The sequence below is a fragment of the Actinoplanes sp. NPDC048796 genome (assembly GCF_040650035.1).
In the GTDB taxonomy this organism is placed as follows: Bacteria; Actinomycetota; Actinomycetes; order Mycobacteriales; family Micromonosporaceae; genus Actinoplanes.
Genome location: NZ_JBEZGO010000006.1, coordinates 41,259 through 60,156, shown reverse-complemented (window position 1 = coordinate 60,156; position 18,898 = coordinate 41,259). Strand labels below are relative to the sequence as shown.

At 71.8% G+C, this 18,898-nt stretch carries 19 protein-coding genes; 6 read left to right on the top strand and 13 right to left on the bottom strand.

The window, feature by feature from the left end; genetic code table 11:
• Positions 1 to 29 precede the first annotated feature (29 nt).
• Both AB0C26_RS24645 and AB0C26_RS24640 read left to right on the top strand, forming a co-directional pair.
• Complete coding sequence (locus tag AB0C26_RS24645; protein WP_360251806.1) at positions 30 to 896, top strand: hypothetical protein; 867 nt, start codon at positions 30 to 32, stop codon at positions 894 to 896.
• Between the two features lie 140 nt (positions 897 to 1,036).
• On the top strand, positions 1,037 to 2,674 hold the full coding sequence (locus AB0C26_RS24640; protein ID WP_360251803.1) for a PAS domain-containing protein: 1,638 nt from the start codon (positions 1,037 to 1,039) through the stop codon (positions 2,672 to 2,674).
• Between the two features lie 67 nt (positions 2,675 to 2,741).
• Here the strand turns inward: AB0C26_RS24640 and AB0C26_RS24635 are convergent, their stop codons facing one another.
• From AB0C26_RS24635 to AB0C26_RS24620, 4 genes are all read right to left on the bottom strand, one after another.
• Positions 2,742 to 3,017 carry a GlsB/YeaQ/YmgE family stress response membrane protein gene (locus AB0C26_RS24635; protein WP_097320277.1) on the bottom strand — a complete coding sequence of 92 codons (276 nt, stop codon included), beginning with the start codon at positions 3,015 to 3,017 and terminating at the stop codon, positions 2,742 to 2,744.
• Positions 3,018 to 3,100: 83 nt separating this feature from the next.
• Positions 3,101 to 4,981 carry a translation elongation factor 4 gene (gene lepA / locus AB0C26_RS24630; protein WP_360251799.1) on the bottom strand — a complete coding sequence of 627 codons (1,881 nt, stop codon included), beginning with the start codon at positions 4,979 to 4,981 and terminating at the stop codon, positions 3,101 to 3,103.
• Between the two features lie 360 nt (positions 4,982 to 5,341).
• Complete coding sequence (locus tag AB0C26_RS24625; RefSeq protein ID WP_360251796.1) at positions 5,342 to 6,358, bottom strand: transcription elongation factor; 1,017 nt, start codon at positions 6,356 to 6,358, stop codon at positions 5,342 to 5,344.
• Positions 6,359 to 6,430: 72 nt separating this feature from the next.
• Positions 6,431 to 6,964, bottom strand: a complete 534-nt coding sequence (locus AB0C26_RS24620; protein WP_360251793.1) for a DUF4240 domain-containing protein — start codon at positions 6,962 to 6,964, stop codon at positions 6,431 to 6,433.
• A 54-nt stretch (positions 6,965 to 7,018) separates the two neighbouring features.
• Between AB0C26_RS24620 and AB0C26_RS24615 the strand changes: the two genes are divergently transcribed.
• Together AB0C26_RS24615 and rpsT are read left to right on the top strand one after the other, a co-directional pair.
• Positions 7,019 to 7,996 (top strand): phosphotransferase, encoded by a 978-nt coding sequence (locus AB0C26_RS24615; protein WP_360251790.1) that lies wholly within the window; start codon positions 7,019 to 7,021, stop codon positions 7,994 to 7,996.
• A gap of 155 nt (positions 7,997 to 8,151) precedes the next feature.
• A complete protein-coding gene (gene rpsT, locus AB0C26_RS24610) occupies positions 8,152 to 8,418 on the top strand; it encodes a 30S ribosomal protein S20 (RefSeq protein ID WP_360251787.1) in 267 nt (88 codons plus the stop codon).
• A 139-nt stretch (positions 8,419 to 8,557) separates the two neighbouring features.
• Here rpsT and AB0C26_RS24605 read toward each other — a convergent pair whose 3' ends face one another.
• The 5 genes from AB0C26_RS24605 to AB0C26_RS24585 all read right to left on the bottom strand — a co-directional run bounded on the left by AB0C26_RS24605 (position 8,558) and on the right by AB0C26_RS24585 (position 13,918).
• Complete coding sequence (locus AB0C26_RS24605) at positions 8,558 to 9,046, bottom strand: hypothetical protein (RefSeq protein WP_360251784.1); 489 nt, start codon at positions 9,044 to 9,046, stop codon at positions 8,558 to 8,560.
• Positions 9,043 to 10,020 carry a DNA polymerase III subunit delta gene (gene holA, locus AB0C26_RS24600; protein WP_360253129.1) on the bottom strand — a complete coding sequence of 326 codons (978 nt, stop codon included), beginning with the start codon at positions 10,018 to 10,020 and terminating at the stop codon, positions 9,043 to 9,045. Before holA ends, AB0C26_RS24605 begins: the two co-directional genes overlap by 4 nt.
• Before the next feature lie 226 nt (positions 10,021 to 10,246).
• Positions 10,247 to 10,786, bottom strand: coding sequence for a GNAT family protein (locus AB0C26_RS24595; RefSeq protein WP_360251781.1), 540 nt, complete (start codon positions 10,784 to 10,786; stop codon positions 10,247 to 10,249).
• Positions 10,787 to 10,793: 7 nt separating this feature from the next.
• A complete protein-coding gene (locus AB0C26_RS24590) occupies positions 10,794 to 13,127 on the bottom strand; it encodes a ComEC/Rec2 family competence protein (protein ID WP_360251778.1) in 2,334 nt (777 codons plus the stop codon).
• Positions 13,124 to 13,918 carry a ComEA family DNA-binding protein gene (locus AB0C26_RS24585; RefSeq protein ID WP_360253127.1) on the bottom strand — a complete coding sequence of 265 codons (795 nt, stop codon included), beginning with the start codon at positions 13,916 to 13,918 and terminating at the stop codon, positions 13,124 to 13,126. The genes AB0C26_RS24590 and AB0C26_RS24585 overlap by 4 nt, the downstream gene beginning before the upstream one ends.
• A 493-nt stretch (positions 13,919 to 14,411) precedes the next feature.
• Here AB0C26_RS24585 and AB0C26_RS24580 point away from each other — a divergent pair, with 493 nt between their 5' ends.
• A complete protein-coding gene (locus AB0C26_RS24580; RefSeq protein ID WP_360251775.1) occupies positions 14,412 to 15,179 on the top strand; it encodes a putative protein N(5)-glutamine methyltransferase in 768 nt (255 codons plus the stop codon).
• Between the two features lie 4 nt (positions 15,180 to 15,183).
• Positions 15,184 to 16,509, top strand: coding sequence for a hypothetical protein (locus AB0C26_RS24575; protein WP_360251772.1), 1,326 nt, complete (start codon positions 15,184 to 15,186; stop codon positions 16,507 to 16,509).
• Here the strand turns inward: AB0C26_RS24575 and AB0C26_RS24570 are convergent.
• From AB0C26_RS24570 to rsfS, 4 genes are all read right to left on the bottom strand, one after another.
• Positions 16,506 to 17,351, bottom strand: a complete 846-nt coding sequence (locus AB0C26_RS24570; protein WP_360251770.1) for a DegV family protein — start codon at positions 17,349 to 17,351, stop codon at positions 16,506 to 16,508. The two genes, AB0C26_RS24575 and AB0C26_RS24570, sit on opposite strands and share 4 nt — an antisense overlap.
• Before the next feature lie 28 nt (positions 17,352 to 17,379).
• The gene (locus tag AB0C26_RS24565) at positions 17,380 to 17,673 is read right to left on the bottom strand and encodes a hypothetical protein (RefSeq protein WP_360251768.1); all 294 of its coding nucleotides are present in this window, start codon (positions 17,671 to 17,673) and stop codon (positions 17,380 to 17,382) included.
• A 172-nt stretch (positions 17,674 to 17,845) separates the two neighbouring features.
• Positions 17,846 to 18,475 carry a histidine phosphatase family protein gene (locus tag AB0C26_RS24560; RefSeq protein ID WP_360251765.1) on the bottom strand — a complete coding sequence of 210 codons (630 nt, stop codon included), beginning with the start codon at positions 18,473 to 18,475 and terminating at the stop codon, positions 17,846 to 17,848.
• Positions 18,472 to 18,861 (bottom strand): ribosome silencing factor, encoded by a 390-nt coding sequence (gene rsfS, locus AB0C26_RS24555; protein WP_360251762.1) that lies wholly within the window; start codon positions 18,859 to 18,861, stop codon positions 18,472 to 18,474. Before rsfS ends, AB0C26_RS24560 begins: the two co-directional genes overlap by 4 nt.
• Positions 18,862 to 18,898 lie beyond the last annotated feature (37 nt).

Here is an 18,898-nt window from a genome sequence, read left to right as displayed (position 1 = left end):
CTACTCTTGTTGCCTGAACAACTTTGGGGGTGTGGGTGCGCAGGACACCGGTCGTGGCGGCACTGGCGGTGGTGACGCTCGTTGGTGCGCTCGGCGTGTTCGCCGTCGTCCGCTCCTTCTCCGGCGGCCTCAAGCTGCCCAAGATCGGCCCGGAGTGCGTCGTGCGGGCCGACGGCGAGGTGACGCTCGACTACGTGCAGATGGCCAACGCGGCCACCATCACGGCCGTGGGCGTCCGCAAGGGCATGCCCGAGCGGGCCGTGGTGATCGCGCTGGCCACCGCGCTCCAGGAGTCGAAGCTGGAGAACCTCGACACCGGCGACCGCGACTCGGTCGGCCTCTTCCAGCAGCGTCCCAGCCAGGGCTGGGGCACGGTCGAGAAGATCAAGGATCCGAGGTATTCGGCCGACCGGTTCTACACCGCGCTGAAGAAGGTCAAGGGCTACCAGAAGATGCGGGTCACCGACGCCGCGCAGAAGGTGCAGCGCTCGGCCTACCCGAACGCGTACGAGAAGTGGGCCGACGAGTCCGCCGTGCTGGCCAAGGCGCTGACCGGCCGGGCCACCGGCGCGGTGGAGTGCTCGGTGAGCGGTTCGCCGGTGCTGCGTGGCGCCGCCGCGTCGGCCGCCCTGATGGAGGGCCTGCGGCTCGACTGGGGCAAGGGCCTGACCGAGTCGGCGACCGCCGGGCCGGTGGCCGGCCTGACCGTCGCGGTGGCCGACGTGAACGCCGGCTGGCGCTATGCCCACTGGCTCGTCGCCCATGCCTCGGCGACCGGTCTCGAACGGGTACGTTTCGCCGATCTGGAGTGGCACGCGCCGGACGGCAAGTGGCAGGCGGCGACCGCGCAGGGTGGCGCCGACAGGGGCCGCGTGATCGCCGAAGTGTTCGATTGACGTCCGATTTTCGGTGTGTGGCCGGAAATTTCGGACGGCGTTTTACTCACCCTGAGTGATGTTGAGCGTTTTCGGTACGCAGTTGCGTAGCGTATACATCGACGTGGACAGACAGCTACCGTCCTGGTACTAAGTAGGACGTGTCGAGGGCGATCGAGTGGATCCTTCTAGGTTCTGGCAGCTGTCTGGCGATCCTGGCCGGTGTGCGGGCGCATCGCCCGGCCCGGTTCGGCCCCTGGCTGCTGCTGGCCGGCGCAGTCGCGTCACTGGCCACGGGCGACGTCTTCTTCGCTCTGCGTGATCACGGCCTGGCCGACGGGTTCTATCTGGCGATGTACGTGCTGGTCGCCGGCGCGCTGCTGCGGTTCACCAGCGGCGGGTCGGTGATCGACGACCGGGCCCGGCTGATCGATCTGCTCGCCTTCGCCTGCGCCAGCCTGCTGGTCCTGTGGGTCTTCGTGGTCGGCGGCATGTCCGAGCTCGGCGGCATCTCGGCGGCCGACGTGATCGGCTCGATCCTGCTGGTCGGCGTCGCGGTCCGGCTCAACCTGGCCACCGGGCGCAACGTCGCGGCCATGCTGCTGCTGGTCGGCGCGCTGGGCATGCTGGCCGGCGACATCGCCTACCCGCTGGCCCCGGGCACGGCGACCGAGACCGGCTACCGGGTCCTCTATGTGGCCTGGGGCCTGGCCGCCCTGCATCCGTCGATGAGCCGGCTCACCATGCCCGAGACGCCGCGCCCGCCCGCCTGGCGCGGTCACTGGGCGGCACTGCTGGTCCTGTCCGTGGCGACCCCGCCACTGGTCCTCATGATCGAGGCGCTCACCGGGACGGTGGACGACGGTGTGCCGATCGCCGTGGCCGCTGTGATCACACTCACCCTCACCATCACCCGCCTGGCCGACGCGGTGACCCTCAACAGCCGCGCCCTGGCCCGCGAGCGCGGCCTGCGGAGCGCGAGCGCCGACCTGGTGGCCGCGCCCGACCTGCCCGCCGTCGACGAGGCGGTCCGTTCCGCGGTGGCCCTCCTGCTTCCGGAGCAGACGGTACGGCGTGTGGTCTTCGCCACCGACGACCGGCAGATGGCGCTCGAGGCCCTGCCGCCCGCTCCCGCCGGCCGCCGCCCGCGCAGCTGGTGGACCGACGAGTCACCCACCGCCGAGGGCACCCTGATCTGCCCGCTCTGGCTGGAACCACTGGCCGTGGCCCGCCCCAGCGGCGGCGCCCTGGTCCTGACCGGCCGCCGCGACGCCCTGGTCGCGGCCCGCGACGCGCTCGAGGTCCTGGCCGGGCAGGCCGCCCTGGCCCTCGACCGGATCAGCCTGGTCGAAGCGGTCGGCCGCCGCGACAGCGACCTCTACCTGCGCGCTGTGATCCGCAACACAGCCGATCTGATGCTGGTTCTCGACGAGGATCAGCGCGTCCGCTACGCCAGCCCCGGCCTGCACGAGCTGCTGGGCGACGACGACCTCTCCCCGCTCTCCACCTTCGCCGACCTGGCCGACGGCGACGACCGGGGCCAGATCCGCCGGGCCTTCGCCTCCGGCGGCGACGGCACGATCTTCTGTGCGCTGCGCCGGCCGGACGACAGCCGGGTGCTGGTCGAGGCCACGTACCGCGATCTCCGCCAGGACCGTCTGGTCCAGGGTTTCGTGGTGACGATGCGCAACGTCACCGAGGGCCAGCCGGCGGTCGAGACCCTTCCGCACCGGGATCAGGTGGAGGACCTGCCGGCCTGGGTCAATCGCCGCAGCGCCCAGCACAAGTTCCGGTACTAGCTTCCGGCCTTTCCCGGAAAGCACGAAGCGCCGGACCACAATGGTCCGGCGCTTCGTTTGGCTTGCCTTATCGGGTGAGGCGGCGACGACCGCCGACACCCGCCACCAGGGCAACACCGATCGCGGCCAGGACAACCTGGAAGAACAGCTCGATCCAGTCGAAGCCCTTGGTGTCCGCGACACCGGTCGCGCGGGCGATCACGGTGCCCAGCAGGGCGGCCACGACGCCGATGACCAGGGTGAGCCACAGCGGGATGTTCTGCTTACCCGGAACAACCAGGCGGCCCAGGGCGCCGATGATCAGACCGACGATGAGCGCGGTGATGATGCCGGTGACAGTCATTGGGGGTTCCTCCTCGGGGGTGGAGCAAGTTGTTGCGTCCGTCGAGACCATGTGTTCCCGAGCTCCCCGAAAACCAAACCGCCCTATTTTTTATTTGCTCCCTTGGTGTCCGCGGAGTCGGATGTCGAGAGCGCGGCGATGAAGGCCTCCTGCGGCACTTCCACCCGCCCGACCATCTTCATCCGCTTCTTGCCTTCCTTCTGCTTCTCGAGCAGCTTGCGCTTACGGCTGATGTCACCGCCGTAGCACTTCGCGAGCACGTCCTTGCGGATGGCCCGGATGGTCTCGCGGGCGATGATCCGGCTGCCGATGGCGGCCTGGATCGGGACCTCGAACTGCTGCCGCGGAATGAGTTTCTGCAGCTTGGCCGCGATGGTCACGCCGTAGTTGTAGGCCTTGTCCTTGTGCACGATCGCACTGAAGGCGTCGACCGGCTCGCCGTGCAGCAGAATGTCCACCTTGACCAGATCGGCCACCTGCTCGCCGGAGGGCTCGTAGTCGAGCGACGCGTACCCCTTGGTCTTGCTCTTGAGCTGGTCGAAGAAGTCGAAGATGATCTCCGCGAGCGGCAGCGTGTACCGCAGCTCGACCCGCTCGGACGACAGGTACTCCATGCCGAGCAGCGACCCGCGCCGGCTCTGGCACAGCTCCATCACGGCGCCGACGTAGTCGTTGGGAACGAGCACAGTGGCCCGTACGACCGGCTCGTGAATCTCAGCGATCTTGCCGGTGGGGAACTCGCTCGGGTTGGTGACGATCTTCTCCTCGGCGTCCTCGGTGAAGACGCGGTAGACCACATTGGGCGCGGTCGAGATCAGGTCGAGGTTGAACTCGCGCTCCAGCCGCTCACCGATGATCTCCAGGTGGAGCAGGCCGAGGTAGCCGACGCGGAAGCCGAACCCGAGCGCGGCCGAGGTCTCCGGCTCGTAGACGAGCGCGGCGTCGTTGAGCTTGAGCTTGTCGAGCGCGTCGCGCAGCGCCGGGTAGTCGGAGCCGTCGATCGGGTAGAGGCCCGAGTAGACCATCGGCTTCGGGTCTTTGTAGCCGCCCAGGGGCTCGGTGGCGGGCCGGACGTTGCCGGTGACGGTGTCACCGACCCGGGACTGGCGAACGTCCTTCACGCCGGTGATCAGGTAGCCGACCTCGCCGACGCCGAGCGCGCCGGCCTTCTCCATCTCGGGCGACACGACGCCGATCTCGAGCAGCTCGTGCACGGCGCCGGTGGACATCATCTTGATCCGGTCGCGGGCCTCGATCCGCCCGTCGATCACCCGGACGTAGGTCACCACGCCCCGGTAGACGTCGTACACCGAGTCGAAGATCATCGCCCGGGCCGGGGCGGCCGCGTCGCCGACCGGCGCCTGGAACTGCCGCACGATCTCGTCGAGCAGGTGGTCGACGCCGACACCGGTCTTGCCGGAGACCCGCAGCACGTCGGTGGGCTCGCAGCCGATCAGCTTGGCCAGCTCCTCGGCGTACTTCTCGGGCTGCGCGGCCGGCAGGTCGATCTTGTTGAGCACCGGGATGATGTGCAGGTCGTTCTCCATCGCCAGGTACAGGTTGGCGAGGGTCTGCGCCTCGATGCCCTGCGCGGCGTCGACCAGCAGGATCGCGCCCTCACAGGCGGCGAGGCTCCGGGAGACCTCGTAGGTGAAGTCGACGTGGCCCGGGGTGTCGATCATGTTGAGGACCGCGGTCTCGCCCGTGCGGTCACCCTCGCGGACGACCCAGGGCATGCGCACGGCCTGCGACTTGATCGTGATGCCACGTTCACGTTCGATGTCCATGCGGTCGAGGTACTGCGCACGCATCTGACGCGGGTCGACCACCCCGGTGATCTGCAGCATGCGGTCAGCCAGCGTCGACTTGCCGTGGTCGATGTGGGCGATGATGCAGAAGTTGCGGATCCGAGCGGGATCGGTGTTGCCGATCACGTTCACGCCGGGGTCGAGCGGTCCAGGCACGATCTTCCGTTCTTCTCAAGCCGAAGTACGCCGGCAATCCACCGACACGCTCTATCGTCCCACGCCCGCGCGGCGGCCCCCGCCCACACCCGTTCAAGCGCTCCGAACCCCACCCACTCCGAGCCGCCACACCACCGCCAGCGCCGCCCCACCGCACCCTTGAACGGCAAGAGCACCGCCGCCCCTGAGCGGCACGAGCAGCCCTCACCCGTCCGACGCCCTTGAACGGCAAGAGCACCGCCGCCCCTGAGCGGCACGAGCAGCCCCCACCCCTCCGACGCCCTTGAGCGGCACGAGCAGCGTTACCGGTCCGACGCCCTTGAGCGGCACGGCCCGCCGACGCCCGGCGGCTGCCTGCGCTCAGACGCACTCGAGCGGCACGAGCGGCGCCGGAGGCAGCTCCACGCTGATGGCGTCCCCGGCCCGAACCGGCCCGCCACGGAGCACGACGGCCATGACCCCGCCCTTGCGCACCACGTTGCCCTGCTCGTCCTGCCCGATCACTTCCTTGAGCAGCCCCCGCTGGAACCGGTTGATCTGCTGGCACGGGTTCCGCAGCCCGGCAAGAATCACCGCCGGCCGCGGGTCTTCCCCGTTCTCCCGAGCCGCCGCATCGCTCCGCTCCGCCGCAGCCGCCACCCCCGCCGCCGCCACCGCCGTGGCCTCGTCCAGCGTCGCCGCCCCAGCCGCCTCCAGCACACCCGCCAGCGCAGCCGAGCCGTCGACTCCCCCGGCGCCGTTGGCCCCAGCAGCACCCGCCCGGGCGGCACCCAAACCGGCAACACCCGCCCCGGCAGCACCCAAACCGGCAACACCCGCCTCGGCGGCACCCAAGCTGGCAGCGTCCGCTCCGGCGGCACCCAAGCTGGCAGCGTCCGCTCCGGCGGCACCCAAGCTGGCAGCGTCCGCTCCGGCGGCACCCAAGCTGGCAGCGTCCGGTCCGGCGGCACCCAAGCTGGCAGCGTCCGGTCCGGCGGCACCCAAGCTGGCAGCGTCCGGTCCGGCGGAACCGGAGCTGGCGGCGTCCGAGACAGCGGCGGGCCGCGGCGGGCCGAAGCGCAGGATCGTGCCCAAGGGCAGCCCGAGCAGGTCGACGCCGCTGGTCGTCACGTTCTCGCCCAGGTTGCCGGGGTTGACCGAGTAGCCCTTCTCACCGACCTCCCCGAAAAGCTCCTCGTGGATCAGGTGCACCTGCCGCAGGTTGGGCTGCGTGGGATCCAGCTTCACCCGGTGGCGATGCCGCACGTTCACCCCGGCGTGCACGTCACCCTCGACCCCGAGGCCCGCCACGAGCACGATCTCGTCCCGCGCCGGCTTGGTGAACGAGTAGACGTCGTTGCGACTGACCGAAGCGACCGTTCCCCGGAGAAGACTCATGTGCAGAGTCTCGCCGGGCCGCCCGGCCGGCTCGACCCGTTTCCCGCACCCCGGAACGCGGACGCGGGTTCGTCAGTCCGGCGGCGCCAGGAACAACGCCGACAATTTGGGCAGCCGCCTCTGCATCTCCTCCTCGTTGTCGAAATCCCACAGGTCTCCCGCGTCGGGCCGCGTCGCGGGCCGGTCCTCGGCCGGCAGCTCCTGCCCGGTGGCCTGCGCGTAGGCGTCGGCCGCGATGTGCAGCACCTCCTCGGCCTCGAAGACGGCGCCGGTGTCGGCCGCGTTCTTCACCGCCTGCACGTTCGCCAGCGAGTCGGGCGCTTTCACCGTGCGGGCCACCGCGTCCCGGCCGTGCGCGATCAGCCAGCCCCGGAAGCTGTCGAAGCCCTCGTCGTCACAGCCACCGTTGATCAGGTAGGCCGCCGCCCACAGGTCGGCCGTGCCCGAGGCGACCATGACCTTGTCGAGATGTCGACCCCAGGCCACGATCTCCTCCGGATCGCGGGTCGCCAGGTCGGCGGCGGCGCGCTTGGCCACCTCGGCGGGCGAGGCGGGCCGGTCGGCGGTCGCTCGGCCGATGACCGCCCAGAAGTCGTCGGTTCTCATGACGAGGATCCTGCCAGCGGGGTACGACAAGAACGCGCGCGGCAGGATGGTGCCGTGCGGCCGATTTCCCTCCCCGACGTGCCATACGGCGCCACCGCCGTACGGCCGAATTGGTCTGACCTGCCGAAAAGCGTGCGTAAGGCGATCACCGCGAGACTCGGCGCGCCGGTCGTCGCCGCGCGTGGCGCCGGCGGCGGCTTCACCCGGGCCTTCGCCGCCGTCCTGACCACCGCCGACGGGCCCAGCTTCTTCGTCAAGGCCGCACCCCTCAAGGACCCCACTTCCGAGTGGTACGCCCGTGAGGGCTGGATCACCTCGCTGCTGCCACCCGGGGTCGCGGCCCCCCGACCGCTGTGGTCGATCGCCGAGGCCGGCTACTTCACGCTGTGCCTGGAGGCCGTGGACGGGCACGTACCGGCGCTGCCCTGGTCGCCGGCCGAGCTGGACGCCGCGCTGTCGGCCTGGTCGGCCGCCGCGCGGGCCCTGGCCGTACCGTCGCCCGAGCTGCTGGCGAGCGGCATCCCGGCCCTGCCGGAGATCATGCGGGCCGAGATGTCCTGGTGGTCGGAGATCGCCGCCGGCCGGGAGCCGATGCCGCACACCGCACGGGACACCTTCGCCCCGGGCCGCCTCGCCGAGTTGGCCGAGCTCGAACGGGCGGCGCCCGCCCTGGTCGCCGGCTCCGGCCTCATGCACGGCGACCTGCGGATCGACAACATCATGATCGACGGTACGGGCGCCGCCCGCCTCTGCGACTGGACGTGGCCGTGCCTCGGAGCGCCCTGGTTCGACACCGTCACGCTGCTGGTGACCGCCTTCGCGAGTGGGCTCGACGCGGACGCGTACCTCCGGGAATGGAACGCCCCACCGGACGGGGTCGACGGCGCCCTGGCCGCGCTGGCCGGGTATTGGCTCGTACGGGCGGCCGGCGGGCCGAGCAGCGCGTCCCCGCACAGCCGTCAGCATCAGCGTTTCAGCGGCGAGCAAGCGCTGTCCTGGCTGGCCACGCGCCGAGGCTGGCCGGCCTCATGAGGCCCTGAGCTGGGCACCGTTTTGGCGGCGCGCCCCGGTGCTGGTAATCTGGTCCTTCGCGTGTGGTGACGCGCCGTTGATCGCTGTTTCGACAGAGACTTGGGGCCACCCCGCTGAGACCGTTTCCGAACAACTAGTCAGGACAAGGCTGTCGCGTGGCGAACATCAAGTCCCAGATCAAGCGCAACCGGCAGAACGAGAAGGCCCGGCTGCGCAACAAGTCGGTCAAGTCGTCGCTGAAGACCGTGATCCGCAAGCTCAATGAGGCGAGCGAGGCCGGCGACGCGCAGACCGCTACGACGCTGCTGCGTGACGCTTCCCGTCAGCTGGACAAGGCCGTCAGCAAGGGCGTCATCCACAAGAACCAGGCGGCGAACCGCAAGTCGGCCATCGCCAAGCGCGTCGCGGCGCTCTCTGCCTGATCATCGCTGATCCGCTCGGCCGCCTGATCCGTCAGGGGCCGAGCGTTTGGCTGTTCGCCGCTTTCGCTGTTCACCGCAACGGCAGTCACCGGGCATCGCCGGACCCAGGGGTCCGCGGCGGTGCCCGGTGTCGTTTCGGCTATTCGTAGCGGCGGGTGGCCGACTGGCGGATCCACTGCTGCTGGACCTCGGCCTTTTCGACCCACGGCCGCTTGACGGGCGCGCCCCGCCCACTGTCGATCAGGCCCGGCAGCCGCCGCGTGGCATCCTCGGACACCCGCACGGCCGGCGCGTGTTCCACCGGACCGTACGCCGAAGCGGGACCGTACGCCGCCGGAGCAGGACCGTACGGCGAGGCCGGTCGCAGCGGCGGCCTCTCGCTCATCGCGGCCCTGGTCGCCGGGTGGGACTGGATCAGCGAGCCCGCGATGACGTCGTTCAGCTTGACCATCACCGCGACCGTCGCCGGCAGGGCCAGGACGCCCCACCAGCTGACCAGCTCGGCCAGCGCGAGCAGAATGCCGAGAGCGACAGCGCCCTCGAGGTAGACGAAACACAGGAACCCACTCGGCGCCACGTGGTGGAGCCGCAGCATGCGCGCGTAGAGCGGCTGGTGAACGGCGGTCATCGGCCACCGCCCCGGCGCGCGGCGGCGACCGCGAACACGGCCCGCTCCAGCGCGTATCCCCGGTCCTCGGCGCCGCCCTTGACCGCGGCGTTGCAGTCGGCGGCCGCGCGCATCGCGTCGACCAGCCCCTCGGGCGTCCAGCCGCGGGCGCGCTCCTGCGCCCGCTGGATCTTCCAGGCGGGCATGCCCAAGGAGCTGGCCATCTGGTACGGGTTCCCGCGCCCCGCCGAGGCGACCTTGGCCACAGTCCGCACCCCGTCGGCGATGGCGTCGGCGATCGGCACCGGGTCGACGCCGACGTGCAGCGCCCACCGGAGCGCCTCGAGCGCACCCGGCACGTCGCCGACCATCGCGGCGTCGGCCACCGTGAAGCCGCTCACCTCGGCCCGGCCCTTGTAGTAGCGCGCCACCACGGCCTCAGTGATCTTGCCGTCGGTGTCCGCCATCAGCTGCGAGCAGGCCGCCGCGATCTCCCGCAGGTCGTTGCCGACCGAGGCCAGCAGCGCGGCCGCGGCCGCCTCGTCGCAGCGGCCCCCGTTGCGCCGGAACTCGTCGCGCACGAAGGCGACCCGCTCGCGGTCGCCCTTCAGTTTGGCCGCCGCCACCACTGTCGCCCCGGCCGACCGCAGCCCGTCGGCCAGCGCCTTGCCCTTGGCCCCGCCGAGGTGCGAGACGATCAGCGAGACCTCCGGGTCCGGGTTCTTGGCATACGCCACCAGGGCGGTGATCAGGTCTTTCCGCGCGTCCTGTCCACTGCGGACGACCAGCACACGCCGGCCGCCGAACAGGGACGGGCTCAGCATCTCGGCCACCTCACCGGCCGACAGCGCACCCGCCTCGTACTCCCGGACGTCGGCGCCGGGATCGGCGGCCCGCGCCCCCTCGACCGCCGCCGTGATCGCACGGGAGGCGAGCAGTTCCTCATCGCCTTGGACGAGCAGCAGCGGGGGAGGCGCGGTGTTCACGTCCAATATCGTCGCACGAGGGACTGACGTTTCCGCGTGGCTCACTCCTTAGCGCAGGCGCACCCGTCAGAGAACGCGAAACCCGACATATCGGCGTTCTGCCATATCCCCGGCCACAACACCGTCACGCAATCAGGCCGCATACCCCACCCGGCCGCCGGCGACGACCCGAACGTCCATCGACCCCCGTCCCCCGCGACAAGCGGTGCCCGAAAGGACGACCCCGGGCGTGTCGTCACTTCAGCAGGTCGGACGGCACCATCGAGCCGATCCAGGCGTCGACCCGTACGCCCCGATGCACCAGCCGCTGCCGCAGGACCGCCTCGTACCGGAATCCGGCCTTCTCGGCCACCCGCCGCGACGCGACGTTGCCCACCTCGGCCCGCCACTCGATCAGCCCGAGCCCGAGCGGCCCGAACCCCCACCCGCACAGGGCCCGGACCGCCGCCGTGGCCAGTCCACGCCCCCGCGCCTTCGGGTCCATCCAGTAGCCGATCTGCGCCGCCCCACTCCCGTCCAGCCCGAACCCGACCCGCCCCAAGGGCACGTCCTCCCCCGCCCGCTCGACGACGAACTCGGCCCGCTGCCGGCGAGGCCACGCCGCGATCGCCATCTCCCGTACGAAGTAGTCCGCGTCCGACAGGCGATAGGGAATCGGAATCTGGAGGTATTTCTGCACGGCCGGATCCAGCGACACCTCGTAGACCCAAGGGATGTCCGCCTCCGTGAACGGCCGCAGCCTGATCTCCCCCGCTTCGACCACATCAAGTTCCACCCCACGATCATGCGGCCGGCGGACTGCCCCGGGCCACCACGGCCAGCCCCCGGCCCGTGTTCACCGCGGCGATGTCGCCCGATTGGTCCGTACGCAACACCCGCGCCCCACCCCGGGTCAGGCGCGCCAGAAGCGACGCGTTCGGATGGCCGTAGTCGTTGTCCCGCCCCACCGACACCAGGGCCACGTCCGGATCGATCCGGTCGATGAAGGCCGGCGACTGGTAGCTCGACCCGTGATGAGCCACCTTGAGCACGTCGGCCCGAACCGCCTCGGGCCCCAGGTGGTGCAGCAGATCCTCCTGCTCCTCGGTCTCGGCGTCCCCGGCCAGCAGGACCGTCCGGCCGTCCACTCGCGCCCGCAGCACCAGGGAGTTGTTGTTCGGGTCGGAGTTCGTGCCGCGCATCGGCGCGATCGGCCCCAGCACCGCCAGCTCCAGGCCCGCCACCGTGTACGTCCACCCGTGACGGATCACGCGCAGCGGCACCCGCCCGGCCGCCGCCGCCACGGCGGATCGCCCGGCCGGCGGTTCCGGCCAGTCCGGCCCCGCCACGGCGAGCACGTCACGCCCCCGGAAGACGCCCGCCACCCCGCCGATGTGGTCGACGTGGAAGTGGCTGGCCACGAAGAGCACGATTCGCCGTACCCCCAAGCGCCGCAGGCAATGATCGACGGCGTTCGGCTCCGGCCCGGCGTCGACCACCACCGCGCTGCCCCGCCCGGCCGGCAGGACCACGGCGTCACCCTGCCCGACGGCACACGCCACCACGACCCAGCCCGGCGGCGGCCACCCCGGCGCCAGCAGGCGCACGGGAAGGGCACCGAGAACGCCGCCCAGCGCCACCACGGTGACCAGCCGCCGGATCAGCGGCCGCCGCGCCGCCACCAGCAGCCCGACCGTGACCACGGCCAGCAAGGCCGCCCCGGTCACCCCACCCGGCCAGGGCAGCGCGCCCGCCGGTACCCGCGCGCCGTAGGTCGCCACCAGCACCAGCCACCGCACCGGCCAGTGCGCGGCCCAGGCCGCGAACTCGGCGCCGGCCGGCCACAGCGGCGACAGCACCGCCGAGCCCACCCCGAGCAGCGTGGCCGGCGCGATCGCGGGCACCGCCAGCAGATTCGCCGGCACCGCGACCAGGCTCACCGTGCCGGACAGCCCCGCCACCACCGGACCGCACGCCACCTGCGCGGCCGCCGGAACGGCCAGCGCCTCGGCCAGCCCGGCCGGGCATCCACGCCGCCGCAGCGCGTCCCGCCAGACCGGCGCGATGAGCAGAAGACCGCTCGTGGCCAGCACCGACAGCGCGAAACCCGGATCACCCGCCAACTCCGGATCGGCCAGCACGAGCACGGCCACCCCCGCCCCGAGCGCCGGCAGCGCCGCCCGCGGCCGCCCCGAGGCCAGCCCCAGCAACCCGATCGCCCCCATCGCGGCCGCCCGCACGACGCTGGGCGACGGCCGGGCCAGGATGACGAACCCCACCAACGCCACCGCGCACACCAGCGCCGTGACCACCGGCCCGGCCCGGGTCCGCCGCACCGCGAACAGCACCACCCCGACGACGATGGCCACGTTCGCCCCCGACACGGCGTTGAGGTGCGTCATCCCGGTCGTCCGGAAGTCCTCCTCGAGCGCCGGGTCGAGCCGGCTCGTGTCACCCACCACCAGCCCCGGCAGCAGGCCGCCGGGCAGGTCGGGCAGCGGTTCGCAGGCCCGCTGGAGCCCGGCCCGCAACGCACCCGCCGCCCGCTGCGCCCACGGCGGCTCCCCCAGCAACGCCGGCGGTTCCCGCACCGACGCCACCACGGCCCGCAGGTCGCCCCCGCGCGGCGGCATGAGCTTGCCCCGAGCCGCCACCCGCTGCCCCGGCAACAGCCCTCGCCACCCGGGATCACTCCCCAGCACCAGCCCCCGAGCCGGCAACCGCAGCGGCGCCGACCCGTCCGCCCGTACCGTCACCAGCTCGACCGCGACAAGATAGGTGGGCAGCATCCCCGGCGATCCGCGCAGGGCACGCGGGTCATCACGCACGACCATTTCCAGGTGTACGGGGTCACCCGCCCGCACAAGCGCCACCAGCGGCCCCGCCTCCCGCACGCTCACCCGCGCCGCGGTGGCCACGGCCCCGCAGGCCACCCCGAGCAGCGACGCCACCACCACCCAGCGCGCCGCCCGCAGGCGCCGCCGGGCGGATCGCGTCGTGGCCGCTCCGGCCAGCAGGGCGGCCCCGACACCGAGCAGCACCCCGGACCGCGCGGAAAGGTGCAGGGCGGCCAGCGCCGACAGCCACGTCGCCAGCGCGAACCCCGCCAGCCGAAGATCAGCCACGCCGGAGGTCATACCGTCACCAGATCTTTGAGCTGTTCGTAGCGGGCGTCGCCGATGCCGTCGACCTTGCGGAGATCGCTGACGGCCTTGAAGCCGCCCTGGGCGTCTCGGGCGTCGAGGATCCGCTGAGCCAGGACCGGGCCGACACCGGGCAGCGCGTCGAGGTCGGACAGTGTGGCGGTGTTGAGGTTGACCGGGGCGCCGGGAGCCGGGGTGCCACCAGCGGCGGGACCGGTCGGCACCACGGCGCCCGGCGGCGGGGTGACGCCGACCAGGATCAGTTCGCCGTCGACGACCTTGCGGGCCAGGTTGAGCAGGGCCACGTCGATGCCGGGGTCGGCACCGCCGGCGGCGTTGAGCGCGTCGGCCACGCGAGCACCGGCGGGCAGGCGGACCAGGCCCGGGTGGCGAACCTTCCCACCCACGGCGACGACCACCTCGGCCGCCTGGGAGGCGTCCGGCGTCGCACCGGTGAGGGCCGCCGCGCCGGTGCCGGCGGTGTCGCCGGCCGGCGGCGCCGACTCGAAAGCCGGCGGATCCACCGAGTCGACCTGCGGGCGGGCGCGCCACGCCAGAAAGGCGGCGATCACGATGACCAGTACGGCGACCAGGGTGAGTGCCTTCACGCCGCGCCGGCCGGGGTCGAACGCTCGCCAGCCGAAGCGCCGCTCCTCGCCGAACGCGCCGGCCGCGCTGAGCCCGGCCGGTTCCTCCTCCGGCTCCGCCGGCCACGCGTAGGGGACGCCGTCGGAGGTGGAGGGGGACGAGGGTATCGGCGGGTGGGGCTCGTCCCCCTCCGGCAGAACCCAGGCCGGCGGCGGCAGCACCCGCCGCTCAGACCCGGACGAAACCGCGGCTTCGACCTGCGGCCGCCCGACATCGCGGCCGGGCGGCGCCGCCCACGCCGACCCGGCCGGAAAACGGCCCTCCGCGGCCGGCGAGCCGACGGCCGGCGAGGACGAGACCGAGGCCGGCAAGGAGCCAACGGCCGGTGAAGAAGAATCAGGAGCCGGCAACGCGACACCGGCCGGATCGAGGTCGACGTCGTCCGGCCACGCCGGGATGATGTCCGACCAGTTCAGAGGCTCGCCCACCACAGCGAGGTCGGCCAGCCCCCGGTCCGGCCCGGGCGCCAGTGCCGACCGCAGCCTCTCGGCGACGGCCTCGTCCGCATTCTTCCGCTCTCGCACGGCCTGGACGCTAGGGACTTCGGCGACCCCGCGCCGCGGGCCCTGTGGACAGCGGTGCATTGTGGATAACTCACCGACCCGCCCCCGACCGTGCTATGGGAAGACTGTGACAATCACCGAATCCGCGCTGGCCACCGCCATCGAGCGGCTTCGCGCCGCCGGATGCGTCTTCGCCGAAGACGAGGCCGACATTCTGGGCGAAGCCGCCACCGACGACGCCGTACTGGCCACCTTGGTCGCCCGCCGCGCCCAGGGCGAGCCCCTGGAGCAGGTCGTCGGCTACGCCGATTTCGCCGGCGTCCGGGTCACCCTCCGTAAAGGCGTCTTCGTCCCCCGGGTTCGCAGCGAGCTCCTGGTCCGCACCGCGCTGGCCGAAAGCCCGTACCGGGTCCTCGACCTCTGCTGCGGCTCCGGAGCCCTCGGACTGGCCGTCCAACACCACCGGGACATCGAGCTCCACGCCACCGACCTCGACCCGGTGGCCGTCGCCTGCGCCCGCGACAACGGCATCACCCACGCCTACCAGGGCGACCTTTACGCCCCGCTCCCCCCAGAGCTTCAGCGCGGCTTCGACGTGATCCTGGCCAACGTCCCCTACGTGGCCACCGCCCATATCCCCCTGCTCCCCGCCGAGGCCCGCGACCACGAGCCCGGAACCGCCCTCGACGGGGGTATCGACGGCCTCGACATCTTCCGCCGCGTCGCCGGGCAGGCCATGATGTGGCTCGCTCCCCACGGCGTACTCCTCTCCGAGATCACCGAGGCTCAGGAGGAGACCGCCGTGCGGACCGTGACCCGACAGGGTCTGGACGCCGACGTGATCTACGACGAAGATCTCGAAGCGCGAGTGATCCGAGGCCGGAAGAGGGAGTAGCGCGGTGGGCCTGCTGCGAAGGCTTGCCCGGGCGCGCCTGGCCGCCCGGGTCATGCGGCGTCTCCGTCGCGCCGGCGTCACCGGCGCGCGCTACGACGCACACACCTTCCAGTTGTGCTGGACCCCGCCCGGCGACGACGCTCCCACGATCGTCGAGTTGGCCCACTTCACGAGCAGCAAGAAAAGGGACATAGACCACCATCTGGCCGGTCTTCTCCCGGCCGTCCTGCCTCCGGCCTGGTCTGCGGTACGCCCGTTACTGCGCCCGGTCCTGCGCGGCGTCACCCCCGGCGCCCCGCTGAGACGCCCGGTGCTTCCTTTCCTGTACGAACATGTGGTCGTCGACCATCCGGAAACGATGATCTACGTGACCGCCGACCAGCCGAGCAAATGGGGCGTACGCCCGGAGGACGTCTTCGCCGCGGCCCGCGCCAACCTGTCCGGCGCCGTCCTCCAGGGCGAGGCCACCGAGCCGGTAGTGGTCCACTTCGTCGACGACGGCGACTCGTACTGGGTCTCCCACCTTCTGCTGGAACACTGGCTGGAACGTCTGGCCCCGCAGGTCGGCGGCTCCCCCGTGGCCTTCGCCCCCGACCGCGGAACCCTGCTGGTCACCGCCGACGGCAGCCGGCATCTCCCGGCCCTCTTCGCCCAGGCCGAGGAGATCTACGCGAAATCCTTGCGACCCATCACCCCCATGGCGTACGTCAGTGACGCCCACGGCTGCACGATCCCCTACAAAGCCCCTCGCGGCCATCCCCTGCACCACGCCGCATCCCGAGCCGAACGCATCCTCGCCATCCAGCAGTACACCCTCCAAAAAGCCGAAATTTCCGACAAGTCAGCGCGAGGCGAGGCCGCCGCGGACGTGGACGGCGCGGACGTCGACGGGGCGGACGTCGACGCGGGCGGCACAACGGAAGGCAGCGCGGGCACGGGCCGCACAGCGAAAGGCAAGGCGGGCGCGGGCCGCACAGCGAAAGGCAAGGCGGGCGCGGGCCGCACAGCGAAAGGCAAGGCGGGTACGGGCCGCGCAGCGAAAGGCGACGCGGGCACGGTGCGCGCGGCGAAAGGCAACGGGAGGATGGGCCGCGCGGTGGAAGGCAGGGCTCCGGAGCTGGCCGATATCGAGCTCGTGGGAGACGAGGTAGGCGGCTGGCGGACGAAGGCCATCTGGGAACGTGACGAAGCCGTGTTGCTGCCCGAGGCCGACGAGGTGCAGCTCGGTGACCGCATCGTGGCCTGGGCGGAGCTCGCTCGCCATCTCAGCAGAGCGCCCGGGTTCGATCCGCGGCGCTGGGCGGCCGACGGGTGGCCGGTGGGGCGCTAGCGGCGGTGTACCACCACGCCGGCCAGGCCCGGGCCGACGTGGGCGGCCACGGCGGCGCCGATCTCGGTGATGTAGCAGTCGCGCATGCGGTCGCCCAGGCGCATCGCCACCGCGTCGGCCAGGGCCGTCGCCCTCTCCTCGGCCTCCAGGTGGTGCACCGCGATGTCCACGTCGCCGTCGCCCGCCGCCTCGACCGCGAAGTCGACCAGCTTGGCCAGCGCCCGCCCGGCCGTGCGCACCTTGTCCCGGACCACGATCGAGCCGTCCACCACGTGCAGGATCGGCTTCACCGACAGCGCCGTGCCCAGCAGCGCCTGCGCCGCCCCGATCCGGCCGCCCCGGCGGAGGAACTCCAGCGTGTCGACGTAGAACAGGGTGCTCACCCGCGACGCGTGGGTCACCGCCGACGCCCGTACGGAAGCAAGGTCCTGACCTTCCGAGGCGGCCGTGGCCGCCGCCAGCGCCGCGAAGCCCAGGCCCATCCCGGTCGTCCCGCTGTCGACCACCTGCACCGACGGGCCGATCTCGGCCGCCGCCAGCACCGCCGCCTCGTACGTGCCGGACAGTTTCGCCGACAGGTGGATCGAGACGATCCCGTCCGCGCCCGCCTTCAGCAGCCTCCTGTACGCCGCGGCGAATTGGGTCGGCGCCGGCCGGGACGTGCTCACCTGGGAGCGCCGCCCGCCCAGCGCCCGGGCCACCTCGGACGGCTGGATCTCGAGCCCTTCGAGCCCGTCCACGCCGTTGATCACCACGGTCAGCGGCACGACCGTCAGGTCATAGGTGCCGCCGAGCTCGGCGGGGAGGTACGCGGTGGAGTCGGTGACGACCGCGACGGGCATGCCGGCACGTTAACAGGGCCCGCTGTGCTCAGGCCGCGCGGATGGACGTCACCAGGAAGGGTGTGCCCTGCTGGCAGGTGGACATCATGCCCTGCTTGGCCTGGCCGGAGACCGTGACCTTGCGGCCCACGGTGGCGTCGGAGCGCATCGCCTCGTCGTCGAAGACGAGCAGGTACGACCCGGAGGAGTCGCTCAGGATCAGGCAGTTGGGCTCGACCCCGGCGGTCACCGTGCCCGTGATCGTCTTCGCTCCGGCCGCGGGCCGGCTGGGCTCACCGGCGGGACCGGACGTCTTGGCAGTGGGCACCGGAAGATCGATCACGTCGGAGGAGGAAGGAGCTGGGGCGGATGCAGCGGGGGCGGAAGGAGCGGACGCCGGCGCGGCGGCCGGGTCGCTACCGGCGCAGCCCGCGGCCAGCACAAGGAGCAATACGGCAGGAACGGCACGAGTCGTCAGCATGATGCTTGGACGCTACCGGATCTTCGCGGGTTCCCTACACCGGTGGCGGAGACGGCCGTTCCGTGAAGGGACCCACGTTGTAGGTCGCCAGCTGCCAGCCCCGGTCGTCGTCGTGGATCAGCTCGACCCAGTGGCAGTTCTGCAGCGCGCGCAGCGTCCGCACCTGCTCCATCGACCAGCCCAGCACTCGGGCGACGCCCTGGCGGGCGGCCGCGCCGTGGGTGGCGACCACCACCGTGCCGGTGGACGGCACCGACGCGGCCGCCTCGCGCAGCGCGTCGGCGACCCGCACGCTCAGCGCCTCGAGCGTCTCGACCTCGCCGCCGACCTCCTGGCCGGCTTTCCAGGCCGCGTACTGCGCCGGGAACCGCTCGGCGACCTCGGTCATGGTGAGGCCCTGCCAGGCGCCGAAATACCGCTCGCGCAGCCGCTTGTCGAACGTGATCGACAGGCCGCTGAGCGCGGCCAGCGCGGCCGCGGTGTCGGAGGCGCGCAGCAGGTCGCTGGCCACGATCGCGTCGGGCCTGAACTTGATCAGGAGCTCGGCGGCGTCCACGGCCTGCTGGCGGCCGAGGTCGTTGAGCGGCACGTCGGTCTGCCCCTGGACGCGGGACCCCGCGTTCCAGTCGGTGTTGCCGTGCCGCCAGACGATCAGGCGGGTCACTGCGCTTCCGCGTCGGCCAGGTCGCGGTCGACGAACGGCATGGTCGGGCAGTCCTTCCACAGCTTGTCGAGGGCGTAGAACTCGCGCTCCTCGGCATGCTGGATGTGCACGACGATGTCGACGTAGTCGAGCAGGACCCAGCGGCCCTGACGCTCGCCCTCACGCCGGACCGGCTTCGCCTTCTCCGGCAGGTTGAGCAGCGCTTCCTCGACCGCGTCGACGATGGCGATCACCTGACGCTCGTTGGACGCCGAGGCGATCACGAAGGCGTCGGTGATGTAGAGCTGGTCGGCGACGTCGATGATGACGATGTCCTGCGCCTTCTTGTCGGCGGCGGCCTGGGCGGCCGTCATCGCCAGTTCAAGAGCGCGTTCGGTAACGGACAAGAAAGTCCCCTCGGGTAGGTGTCCAGGTGACTTCAAG